This window comes from uncultured Winogradskyella sp. (assembly GCF_963975125.1).
In the GTDB taxonomy this organism is placed as follows: Bacteria; Bacteroidota; Bacteroidia; order Flavobacteriales; family Flavobacteriaceae; genus Winogradskyella.
Genome location: NZ_CAXBGB010000005.1, coordinates 55,908 through 67,983, shown reverse-complemented (window position 1 = coordinate 67,983; position 12,076 = coordinate 55,908). Strand labels below are relative to the sequence as shown.

Sequence of the window (12,076 nt, the reverse complement as noted above, 5' to 3'; positions counted from 1 at the left end):
TAAGTCAGTACTAGCATTATATTTTTAAAACCAAAATCGAACAAAAGGCATCCAAGCTTCATTTTGAATACTTTTATCTTTATCATATAAAACATCGTATCTTATACCAAAAGTTACATTGCCACTTGTATAGCCCAGTCCTAAAAATAAAGCAGGATACGAATAATCATCATCTGCATAGTTCGCAAATTGTTCGTTAAAATTTCTACTTACAAAAAGTTGTTCGAATTCTGTTGATATTTGAAGTTCTCTATAAGGATTGAATAGACCTAAAATACTTCCTCCTAAAACTGTAGATTTAAAAACATCGCGTTGAGAACTATACATAAAATTTAGACCAACACCTGTGGCAACATATGGGTTAACTCTATAGAGTACTGAGGGCGATAACCCTCCGCTAAAAAAGCCCTCGGCTAAATTTAAGCCTAAGCCTCCTCCAAATTGTACATTTTTCCAAAAATCACTTGTTTTTGATGACGTATTTTGAGAAAATGAAAATGAGATAAAAAAGCACATTAAGAAGCTAGATAAAATGAATTTTTTAATCCTAATTGAATTATAATTTATCATATTGAAAATGGTTCTTTTCTAATTGTTATAAATATAATAAAACCACATCTATTTTTAGCAAAAGTTGTATTTTTGAATAAATTTTGTTGAAACGACAACGTCTCATAAAAAGTAATGGATAAATATTCCTTTCTCAACGCAGCGCATACAGCATATTTTGCTGATTTATACGACCAATACCTAAAAAATCCTGATTCTGTTGAACCAAGTTGGCGTGCCTTTTTTCAAGGTTATGATTTTGGTTCGGAAAGTTATGGAATGGAAGATGAAATTATTGAAGGAGTATCTACTCAGATACCAGAACAACTTCAAAAAGAATTTCAGGTTTTAAAACTTATTGATGGTTATAGAAACCGTGGACATTTGTTTACTAAAACAAATCCCGTTAGAGCAAGACGTAAATACGCACCAACTTTAGAAATTGAAAATTTTGGATTAAATCAAAATGATTTAGGCACTAAATTTTCTGCTGGAGAAATTCTAGGATTAAACTCAGCAACACTTCAAAATATCATAGATCACTTAGAAAGTATTTACTGTGGTTCAATTGGTGTAGAGTATATGTATATAAGAAAACCTGAGGAAATTCAGTGGATTCAAAATAAGTTAAATATAAATGACAATCATACCATATTTACTACTGACGAAAAGAAATATATTCTAAAAAAATTAAATCAAGCAGTTGCTTTCGAGTCTTTTCTTCATACAAAATATGTAGGTCAAAAGCGTTTTTCTTTAGAAGGGAACGAATCTTTAATTCCTGCAGTAGATGCAATCATAGAAAAAGCCGCAGATGAAGGCGTAAAGGAGTTTGTAATGGGAATGTCTCATAGAGGTCGTTTAAGTACTCTGACTAATATTTTTGGAAAATCAGCAAAAGATATTTTTAGTGAGTTTGATGGTAAAGATTATGAAGAAAAAGTATTTGACGGAGATGTGAAATATCACTTAGGTTGGACAAGTAATCGAGAGACTTATAACAACAAAAAGATTAATCTAAATATTGCGCCAAATCCATCGCATTTAGAGACTGTAGGTGCTGTTGTACAAGGAATAGCACGAGCGAAACAAGATAAAGAGGAAATAACTGATGCTTCACAAGTACTTCCGATTGTGGTGCATGGAGATGCTGCTATAGCAGGACAGGGATTGGTTTATGAAGTAGTGCAGATGGCGCAACTAGATGGTTATAAAACCAATGGAACAATTCATATTGTTGTTAATAATCAAATAGGATTTACAACCAATTATTTAGATGGTCGTTCGAGTACATATTGTACTGATGTGGCCAAAGTAACTTTATCACCTGTACTTCATGTAAATTCAGATGATGCAGAAGCTGTGGTACATGCCGCACTTTTTGCGCTACATTTTAGAATGAAATTTAAACGCGATGTGTTTATAGATTTACTAGGTTATAGAAAATATGGACATAATGAAGGTGATGAGCCTAAGTTTACACAACCCTTGCTTTATAAAGCCATATCAAAACACAAAAACCCAAGAGATATTTATGCTCAACGATTATTAGATGAAGGCGTAATTGATGAAGGTTATGTGAAGCATATTGAATCTAAGTATAAAGAAAAGTTAGAGGAAAAACTAGAAGATTCTCGTAAAGAAGCTAAAACCGAGATTACCGCTTTTATGCAAGAGGAGTGGAAGGGTTTAACCAGAGTGACTGAAGGTGTTATGATGGAGACTATTGATACAACAGTCTCTAAAACAGTTTTGAAAGCTATTACTAAAGTTATTTCTAATCTACCATCTGATAAAAAGTTTATTCGTAAAATTCAAAGATTAATTGAATCTCGTCAAACCATGTTTGATGAAAATCGATTGGATTGGGCAATGGGAGAACATTTGGCCTATGGTTCACTTTTAGCTGAAGGTTTTGATGTTAGAATATCCGGTCAAGATGTTGAGCGAGGAACATTTTCGCATCGTCATGCAGTGGTTAAAGTTGAAGATAGCGAAGAAGAAATCATATTACATAAAAATATTTCTGATGACCAAGGTCAATTCAATATCTACAATTCTTTGCTATCCGAATATGGTGTTGTAGGTTTCGATTATGGTTACGCCATGGCAAGCCCGAATACATTAACTATTTGGGAAGCACAATTTGGTGATTTTAGCAATGGCGCTCAGATTATGATAGACCAATATATATCTTCGGGTGAAGATAAATGGAAAACGCAAAACGGCTTGGTAATGTTATTGCCACATGGTTATGAAGGCCAGGGAGCAGAACATTCCTCTGGTCGTATGGAGCGTTTTTTACAAATGTGCGCAAAGGATAATATGTTTGTTGCAGATTGTACGACTCCAGCAAATATGTTCCACCTATTGCGCAGGCAAATGAAAGCTAATTTCAGAAAGCCTTTAATTGTTTTTACGCCAAAGAGTTTATTGCGTCATCCTAAAGTAGTATCTACTGTAGATGAATTTGTAAATGGAAATTTCCAGATGCTAATAGATGATGAAAATGCCAAGGCAGATAAAGTAAAAACCCTAGTTTTTGTAGCGGGTAAATTCTATTATGATTTACTTGAAGAACAAGAAAAGCTAGAAAGAGATGATGTTGCCTTAGTTAGAATAGAACAATTGTTCCCGCTTCCAGCTGAAGAAATGCGAGCAATCATTAAGAAATATAAAAATGCAGACGATATCGTTTGGGCACAAGAAGAGCCAAGAAATATGGGTGCTTACAGTCATTTAATAATGCATTTTGATGAAGCTAGACAGTTTAGAGGAGCGAGTAGAAGACCTTATGGAGCACCAGCAGCAGGTAGTTCTGTTCGTTCTAAAAAACGTCATAAAGAAGTTATAGATTACGTTTTTGATAAAACCAAAAGCAACCAGAGATAAAAGAAATAATACAACTCAAATCATACCTAATGAGTTTTAAAATGATTGATAATAAGTTTGAATTATTTTTTCTAAAGATGAAATAGAAAATCTTAACATAGCTTTAGTTATGATGATATTTTATATTGAAATATAGAGAAAAAAGAAACGAACTTAATTGATTATTTTGAAGTTTATTTGGTATAACAGCTTAAATAAAATAAAGCCCATGATTTTAGAAATGAAAGTGCCTTCACCAGGCGAATCAATTACTGAAGTAGAAATTGCAGAATGGTTAGTGCAAGACGGAGACTATGTAGAAAAAGATCAAGCGATTGCTGAAGTAGATAGTGACAAAGCAACTTTAGAACTGCCAGCTGAAGCTAGTGGAATAATTACACTAAAAGCTGAAGAAGGTGATGCAGTTGAAGTTGGAGCTGTCGTATGCTTAATTGATACCAGTGCTGCAAAGCCAGAATCCTCTTCTGCTAAAGCTACAGAGGACAAAGAAAAAGAAGAAGCACCAAAAAAGGAAGATCCAAAACCTGTTACTACTGAATCTAAAACGTATGCAACAGGTACGGCAAGTCCTGCTGCTAAAAAAGTACTAGCAGAAAAAGGAATTGATGCAAGTTCTATTTCAGGTACAGGTAAGGATGGAAGAATTACTAAAGATGATGCTGTAAATGCGGTACCTTCAATGGGCACACCAACAGGCGGAAACAGAAGTTCTACGCATAGCAAAATGTCAATGTTGCGTCGTAAAGTAGCTGAGCGATTAGTTGAAGCTAAAAATACAACAGCGATGTTAACCACATTTAATGAGGTTAATATGACACCAATTTTTGAATTACGTAAACAATACAAAGAAGACTTTAAAGCAAAACATGGAGTAAGTCTTGGGTTTATGAGTTTCTTTTCTTTAGCTGTTGTTAGAGCATTAAAAATGTATCCAGCTGTAAATTCTATGATCGATGGAAAACAAATGTTGACTTACGATTTTGTAGATATTAGTATTGCAGTTTCAGGACCAAAAGGATTAATGGTACCGGTAATTAGAAATGCTGAAAATCTAACGTTTAGAGGTGTTGAGTCTGAAGTAAAACGTTTAGCATTGAGAGCTAGAGATGGTCAGATTACTGTTGATGAAATGACAGGAGGTACATTTACAATTACAAATGGTGGAGTGTTTGGAAGTATGTTATCGACTCCAATAATTAATCCACCACAAAGTGGAATTTTAGGAATGCATAATATCATACAGCGTCCAATTGCTGTGGACGGAAAAGTTGAAATACATCCAATGATGTATGTGGCTTTATCTTATGACCATAGAATTATTGATGGTAAAGAGTCAGTAGGATTCTTAGTTGCTGTAAAAGAAGCATTAGAAAATCCGGAAGAATTATTAATGGATAATAATGTAAAGAAGGCTTTAGAAATGTAGGTCTTTCTTTATTAAAATATAAAAAGCGCAATTCCAATGGAGTTGCGCTTTTTTTTGGTTCTCACTAGCAATAGGAGGAACTAACTAATAGTTTTTTTAAAACTAGACTAATCTAATACAATAGGTTTGTCCGTTTTTGGTATTTTAACAATGTGGAAAGGTTGTGTGATACTATTTAAAAATATAATGGGTTGATATTCATCAATAGTTACTGTAATGTTAGTTTCATTTTCAATGATATTGGTAATCTCTAAATACCAACTTGTCAGTTTTACGTCTAAGAAAACTGCAATAATTGAATAGGTTTCAAAATCAATATCAGTTTCAGAAAAACCTGCCGTAGTATTTCCATTAATATTCATTTGTGTCATTAAATTTTGCCAATCTGTATCTGTATTAATAAGTAAAATTGATTCTGATATGCCTTCATCTCCATTTCCTAATAATGAACCTCTTCCTACCTCTGTAAATGCTATTTCTGTGGGTTGAAATTCAGGATTGTTATCATCGTCGTTGTTGCAGCTAACAACAAAAATTAACATTAATAATAAAAGTAGTGTTCTCATAATTTATAACTTTAAACTTTAATGCCCAAGATATTCTTGGGCATTTTAATTGATTATTGTTTTAATAAATTCTTAGCGTCCACAATTTCCCCATCACAAACTAATGCAATGGTGTAATAGCCATTATCGTAGTTAGTTATATTCACTATTGTTTGGGACGTATTTGTATCTAATACATAATTGTTAGATGTTCCGTTTGTTCCATATTGTCCTACCACCATTAAATAAGCAGAATTTATACCATTGAGTTTATAATTTACCTGTATGGTGTTAGATGAAGGGTTAGGAGATATATTTTCTATACTGCTAGGTTTTAATTTTACCTCTATCTCATCATAATCTTTATAACCATCCGCGTCTGCAATAATTTCCAATTTATATTTTTCTGTTACATCCGCAGAAACTGTTAAATCTTTGCCTTGATAAATTAAGTTACCTTCAGTGTCGTACCAATTATAAATAGCCGCTTCATTAATTTGCGCTGCACTCAAGATAACCGTTTCATTTTCATCTATTTCTTTATCATTACCTGCATCTGCAATAAAGATATCGCGAACATTTTTGCGTATTACAAAAGTTTCGCCTCCCATAACTTCTCCTGTATGCACATCTCTTTGAATGACATGATAAGTAAACTCAGTTTTGTCTGTTAATTCTTTGGTTAAGAAGTTAAAATCTAATGTTAGTAATCCCATTTCCTTTGGATTAAACATAATATTATCTAGTATAACGTGGTTACCTATAACCAACTTATATTTTTCATCTTGTTTATCTTCAACTAACTGTGCTTCCTTACCGCCACGTTCCCATGCATTAAACAGTACATCATCCATCTTGAGAGTAACTTCTGCTTCATCAAAAATAGGTTTACCCTCCTCGTTGGTTTCTTGTTGGAGTTCTAAGAAAAAGGTGCGAGCATCATCTGATGGGTTTGCCACCATAACCATGGCACTAGTTCTGTCCGCTACTAAATCTACAACGGTAACATTTTTCCAAGCTTGGTTATTATTATTTCTAACCATTATATTAGGGTTACTTGAATAAGGCGAACTTAAAGGGTCGTTGTTAGCATCGATTCTCGCAATCAAACAAAAATGCCATGGATTTTCATTATTACCATAATTTTCAGGATTTGGCACGACCCACGGAACCTTTACAATGGTTTCTTCTCCTGCTTGTAAAATAGGAATAGTAACGGGAGACAGCACACCCCCTAAATCAAAACCTCCATCGTTTTGTAAACTACCATCCCAATTTTGAGGCCAAGCTAATGCTGTATTGGCTTTTGCCCAATTCACTGTCAGTGTTTCACTACCTGTTGAAGCAACACAACTTTTGTTAATAACTCTAACATAAATAAAGTTAGGATTATCATTAGACCTATATTCGGGATTTAAATGTCTTACGCCACCATCATCACCATTTCTTATCCAAATATCTTGACTTCTCCACATGTGCTCGGTTGCATTATTTGGTTCTGCCCCTGAATCATCGAAAGAATCTTTTATATGCAAATCTAATGACGTTGATCCCATACTCTGTGCCATTTGCACAGCTTCATAAGCATCAATTAAACCATAGCCCATTTCGCCATTCCATATCCCATTAAATCGGTAGTTAACATTGGTATAATTATATCCACCCACTTTTTGTGCTGTGCTTTCAAGAATATTATTGACTTGACGAGGGCTTAAGCATGGGTTTACAGAAAGGATTAATGCCGCAACGCCTGAGGAGTATGGTGCAGCATAAGATGTTCCCTGACTTTCTGTGATTGCATTAAACAATGTTGTTGAGGTGATTTCTTCTCCTGGTGCAACTACGTCTAATTTTGTACCAAAATTTGAAAAGATTGATCTTGTGCCATTTCTATTAAGTGCACCTACTGCTAAAATATCATTGTTAGTATTGGCAGGGTAATTAACTGTACTATCGTCATTACCTACTGCAAAAACTACAACTGTACCTAATCCATTTCTTCCATTATTTAATGCATTTTCAATAGCATCATCAATAGGATCAAATTGTAGATGTGAATTCCATGAATTATTTATAACGTCTGCTCCATTTTGCCACGCCCAATTTATACCTTGTGACAAGTTAAACAAGATATTTGAATCATTAGCAATATCAAAACTAATAGAAATTAATGTGCTTTTTGGAGCTACACCTACAACCTGAAGATTATTATCTTTAATAGCTCCTATAACACCAGCAACAAATGTTCCATGTTGTGGTAAACTATTATTATAACTTATAACGGATGGGGAACTATTGGTTGCGGTATCATAGCTTAGAGGAGATAAATTATCTACTAAATCGTCATGAGTTAATTCTATACCAGTATCAATTACAGCCACTTTGATTCCTGTGCCTTCGGTTATTGTCCATGCATCACAGATATTTATATCAATATCTGGGTTAGCATTATTTTGTAAACCCCATAAATCTCCAAAATTTGTATCGTTAGCACATGCAGTATTTATGGTAGATGGTAGATTAATATTCGTTAACAAATCTGGTACTGCGGAAGCAAAAAGACCAGTTTCAAATAAACTATTAGCTACGTTTAAAGAATGCTCAATTGTATTGGGCGTGCATCTCAATATATACCATAATGGCATAAATGGATCTTGCTCAATTATAGTTAAGTCTTTCTCTGCAGCTTTTTGCTGTAATATAGAATAGTCATTTGGGTCTTTAAGTTTTACATATAAATAATCAGAAAGTCCTATCTTAATATTATTTTCTCCAATAAAGTTGGGATATACTGTCCTTATATCTTGAGTGTTTTTTATACTATTTACTTTTTGTAAATATTCCAAATCCGAAGGTGTAGTTTCGAACTCTATTGTTGCATACTTTAAATTTGAAGGCGTATTTAAAGAATTATCATCTCTTAAGTCATACGATTTTAAACCAACGTTATTTAACGAAGGTTTCTGAAAATTTTGAAAAACACTAATGGATAACGCACTTTTATCTAACGTTAGATAGATTTTTTCGCCTTTATAATAATAGTAGTAATTGCTTTGAGCATCTGTTATATAAAAAACAGATGCTAAAAATAAAGTAATGTAAATTTTTAATTTCAAAATATTTTTGAAGTTAAGGGTTTTTAAATTAAATCAATATTTGTTTATGACAAATTGTCTTTTGCTCAATGTTTGCTTGTTTTAATAGTTCTTAAATAAGAACTAACCAAAAAAATTAACAGCAATATTTGCAGATATTATAATTATAGAACTTATGATTAATAGAATTATAAATAACTTATCTCGTTTCGAAGTATTATCTTTCATTGTTTCCATAGATCTGTTTTTTTTTAAAAAACTCTAAACTAAAAATTAATTTAGAGCTTTTAAGAACTTAGTTTGAGGTATTGATTAATAGCTGATGTAAAATTGCAAATAATTTTAAAGCAATACTATACGTAACTATACGTATATTTTAATTTTTTTTTTGACAGAAAAAAGCCTTGGATATTTATCCAAGGCTTTAATAACACCCTAAGAATTAATTAATTCTATTTTCATAGAATCAATTAAACTAATTTTATGTTACAAGCCCCTAGATTGTAACATGTGGTAAAGGTCATAAATAAAATAATACCACACTATACGTAACCTTACGTATATTTACAATAAATAGTGCTGATTTTCTTTAACCCAAATTAATAGGCTATTTGGAGTCTTTTCGATGCCTAGTTTTCTGATAATGTTACTTTTGTGTTTTTCGACAGTTCTTTTTGAACAAGATAATTCTTCTCCAATCTCTTTTGCTGTTTTATTTTTGGCAATGAGTTTAAGGATTTTTATTTCAGATTCTGTAAATGAATTTAAAACTTCTGGAGGAGTATCTACTTCTAGATAAGCTATTAGTTCTGGACTAAAGTAAGACTTGTTTTTTATTACAGATGCAATACAGTTTTCAATCTCCTCGAGTGCAAACTCTTTTAAAACGTAACCATAAATACCTAAAGCTTTGGCATCATAATATGTTTTTTCATCTTTTTCAAAAGTGATAAGCACAATCTTAGTTGGCAGGTTGTCATTTTTACATTTCTCAGCAATTTCTAACCCAGTTAAAAAAGGCATTTTAATATCTAAAATAGCAATGTCTGGTGTATGAGCTTTTATTAGTGCTAATGCTTCTTTGCCATTTTTAGCACTTGCTAAAACGTTAAATTTTTGTTCAATTAAAAAATCATAAAGACCTTTTAGAACCAAAGGATGGTCGTCTGCAATTATTATGGTTGGATTCATTTTGCTATTAATGCAACTAAACAATTATTGTTATCGTGAATATACTAAGAATCCTTAGCTTATAAAATTTCTTTTAATTTTAAATACAAGTATTTTTTCTGGTAGTCTATAATTGCTTTACCTTTCTTTAAAACATCTGCACCAATAATGCCGTCAACAGGTTCTGCATTATGGTTTATAAGACCAGTATTAACATGAGAAAGATTGAATAAAATTAAAGCAACACTGTTTTTTTTCCATTTACCAATTTCTAAAGTGTTAGAGTTAGAAATCTTAGTCATCATATTAGAGGCACCAGCGCCAACAGCTTTAATTTCAGAATCTTTTACTTTTAAATTAAAGCGCTCAATGGCTTCAAAACCTACGCAACTGCTTGATGCGCCTGTGTCTAAAATAAAACGTCCTTTTACTCCATTGATAGAAGCTTTAATTTCAAAATGATTGGTTTTTGTAAACTTAAGTTTAATCTTAGAATAACCTCTATTAATAAGGAAGTCCTTTAACGTTTCCATTCTTTTAATTTGTGTAAATATAACATTCTAAACTATTACTTTTGCATCATGATTATTACAGATACACATACACATTTATATAGCGAATCCTTTGATGAGGATAGAACAGAAATGATTAACCGAGCAATTGATGCTAATGTAAAACGGTTTTTTATTCCTGCGATAGATTCAACTTATACTGAGTCTATGTATCTGTTAGAGAAGGATTTTCCTAATAATGTATTTTTAATGATGGGATTGCACCCAACACATGTTAAAGAAAATTATAAAGACGAATTGAGGCATGTTGAAGACCAATTAGCTGAAAGAAAATTTTATGCAGTAGGAGAAATTGGGATTGACTTGTATTGGGATAAAACAACTTTAGATATTCAAATTAAAGCCTTCAGACATCAAATAAATTTAGCCAAGCAATACAATCTTCCTATTGTAATTCATTGTAGAGAAGCCTTTGATGAAATTTTTGAAGTTTTAGAACAAGAAAAGTCAGATGATCTCTATGGAATTTTCCATTGTTTTACTGGTAACCTAGAACAAGCCCAAAAAGCCATATCTTATAATATGAAATTAGGAATTGGCGGTGTGGTTACATTTAAGAATGGTAAAATAGATCAATTTATAAATCAAATAGATTTAAAACATATTGTTTTAGAAACGGACTCACCTTATTTAGCGCCAAAACCATACAGAGGAAAACGCAATGAAAGTTTATACATTAATAATGTATTGAAAAAAATATCCGAACTTTACGGAATAAGTGAAGAAAAAGTAGCAAGTATTACAACAGAAAATTCAAAAGACGTATTCGGAATTTAAAACCATGCAAAAACCTAACATCCTATTAATTTATACTGGCGGAACTATCGGAATGATAAAAGATGCAGATACAGGAGTCTTAAGAGCATTTGATTTTGATAGTATTTTAATTCGCATACCCGAGCTGCGCTTATTAGATTGCAATATTGAAACCGTTTCTTTTGACGAGCCCATTGATTCGTCTAATATGAATCCAAAATATTGGGCAGATATCGCCTTAATTATTCAATCAAATTATGATAATTTTGATGGTTTTGTTGTGCTTCATGGAAGCGATACTATGAGTTATTCTGCATCAGCACTTAGTTTTATGTTAGAAAACTTAGTTAAACCAGTCATATTTACTGGGTCGCAATTACCAATAGGTGATTTACGTACAGATGCGAAAGAAAATTTAATAACATCTATACAAATGGCATCGTTACAAGAGAACGGTTTGCCAGTAGTCAGGGAAGTTGGCTTGTATTTTGAATATAAACTCTACCGAGGTAATCGCACAACAAAAATTAATGCAGAACATTTTGAAGCCTTCGAGTCGTTAAATTATCCGCATTTAGCTAAATCTGGTGTGCATTTAAATGTAAATAACGAGTATTTATGGCGTTCAAAGTCTAATGAAAATTTAGTGGTACGTACAGCAATGGATACTAATGTAGGTATTTTAAAATTATTTCCAGGTATTTCTAGACCTATTATAGAAGCTGTTCTTAGGAGTCAGTTAATTAAAGGATTAATTATTGAAACCTATGGTTCTGGCAACGCAACAACCGAACCTTGGTTTATAGATGTGTTAAAAGAAGCCATTTCTAAAGGCTTATATATAATTAATGTTACACAATGTGCAGGAGGAAGTGTTTCTATGGGGCAATACGAAACCAGTTCGGAGTTAAAATCTATGGGTGTCATTTCTGGAAAAGACATAACAACAGAAGCTGCCATTACTAAACTGATGTATCTTTTAGGCGAAAATATAACCGCTGAAAAATTTCAATATATTTACGAAACGCCTTTACGAGGTGAAATGTCATAAAAATAACAGTATAAATTTCA

The 12,076-nt window shown here is 32.4% G+C and carries 9 protein-coding genes; 4 read left to right on the top strand and 5 right to left on the bottom strand.

Annotation, left to right across the window (positions count from 1 at the left end):
• Nucleotides 1-24: 24 nt before the first annotated feature.
• Entirely contained in the window at nucleotides 25-516 is a 492-nt protein-coding gene (locus AAC053_RS01730; RefSeq protein WP_339752014.1) for an alpha-ketoglutarate decarboxylase, read from the bottom strand.
• 168 nt (nucleotides 517-684) lie between these two features.
• Here AAC053_RS01730 and AAC053_RS01725 point away from each other — a divergent pair, with 168 nt between their 5' ends.
• Both AAC053_RS01725 and odhB read left to right on the top strand, forming a co-directional pair.
• Entirely contained in the window at nucleotides 685-3,441 is a 2,757-nt protein-coding gene (locus AAC053_RS01725; RefSeq protein WP_339752012.1) for a 2-oxoglutarate dehydrogenase E1 component, read from the top strand.
• Nucleotides 3,442-3,649: 208 nt separating this feature from the next.
• Nucleotides 3,650-4,867 carry a 2-oxoglutarate dehydrogenase complex dihydrolipoyllysine-residue succinyltransferase gene (gene odhB, locus AAC053_RS01720; protein ID WP_339752010.1) on the top strand — a complete coding sequence of 406 codons (1,218 nt, stop codon included), beginning with the start codon at nucleotides 3,650-3,652 and terminating at the stop codon, nucleotides 4,865-4,867.
• Between the two features lie 107 nt (nucleotides 4,868-4,974).
• Here odhB and AAC053_RS01715 read toward each other — a convergent pair whose 3' ends face one another.
• From AAC053_RS01715 to AAC053_RS01700, 4 genes are all read right to left on the bottom strand, one after another.
• On the bottom strand, nucleotides 4,975-5,433 hold the full coding sequence (locus AAC053_RS01715; protein ID WP_339752008.1) for a hypothetical protein: 459 nt from the start codon (nucleotides 5,431-5,433) through the stop codon (nucleotides 4,975-4,977).
• Between the two features lie 53 nt (nucleotides 5,434-5,486).
• Nucleotides 5,487-8,528, bottom strand: a complete 3,042-nt coding sequence (locus AAC053_RS01710) for a S8 family serine peptidase (protein WP_339752007.1) — start codon at nucleotides 8,526-8,528, stop codon at nucleotides 5,487-5,489.
• A gap of 543 nt (nucleotides 8,529-9,071) precedes the next feature.
• Complete coding sequence (locus AAC053_RS01705) at nucleotides 9,072-9,698, bottom strand: response regulator transcription factor (protein WP_339752006.1); 627 nt, start codon at nucleotides 9,696-9,698, stop codon at nucleotides 9,072-9,074.
• A 59-nt stretch (nucleotides 9,699-9,757) separates the two neighbouring features.
• Nucleotides 9,758-10,210, bottom strand: a complete 453-nt coding sequence (locus AAC053_RS01700; protein WP_339752003.1) for a retropepsin-like aspartic protease — start codon at nucleotides 10,208-10,210, stop codon at nucleotides 9,758-9,760.
• A 48-nt stretch (nucleotides 10,211-10,258) separates the two neighbouring features.
• Between AAC053_RS01700 and AAC053_RS01695 the strand changes: the two genes are divergently transcribed.
• A complete protein-coding gene (locus tag AAC053_RS01695) occupies nucleotides 10,259-11,026 on the top strand; it encodes a TatD family hydrolase (protein ID WP_339752002.1) in 768 nt (255 codons plus the stop codon).
• 4 nt (nucleotides 11,027-11,030) lie between these two features.
• The gene (locus AAC053_RS01690) at nucleotides 11,031-12,056 is read left to right on the top strand and encodes an asparaginase (protein WP_339752001.1); all 1,026 of its coding nucleotides are present in this window, start codon (nucleotides 11,031-11,033) and stop codon (nucleotides 12,054-12,056) included.
• Nucleotides 12,057-12,076 lie beyond the last annotated feature (20 nt).

Bases quoted from the DNA above. Each gene is read 5' to 3' on its own strand.
- AAC053_RS01730 (WP_339752014.1), bottom strand. From the start codon at position 516: ATGTGCTTTTTTATCTCATTTTCATTTTCTCAAAATACGTCATCAAAA.
- AAC053_RS01725 (WP_339752012.1), top strand. From the start codon at position 685: ATGGATAAATATTCCTTTCTCAACGCAGCGCATACAGCATATTTTGCT.
- odhB (WP_339752010.1), top strand. From the start codon at position 3,650: ATGATTTTAGAAATGAAAGTGCCTTCACCAGGCGAATCAATTACTGAA.
- AAC053_RS01715 (WP_339752008.1), bottom strand. From the start codon at position 5,433: ATGAGAACACTACTTTTATTATTAATGTTAATTTTTGTTGTTAGCTGC.
- AAC053_RS01705 (WP_339752006.1), bottom strand. From the start codon at position 9,698: ATGAATCCAACCATAATAATTGCAGACGACCATCCTTTGGTTCTAAAA.
- AAC053_RS01700 (WP_339752003.1), bottom strand. From the start codon at position 10,210: ATGGAAACGTTAAAGGACTTCCTTATTAATAGAGGTTATTCTAAGATT.
- AAC053_RS01695 (WP_339752002.1), top strand. From the start codon at position 10,259: ATGATTATTACAGATACACATACACATTTATATAGCGAATCCTTTGAT.
- AAC053_RS01690 (WP_339752001.1), top strand. From the start codon at position 11,031: ATGCAAAAACCTAACATCCTATTAATTTATACTGGCGGAACTATCGGA.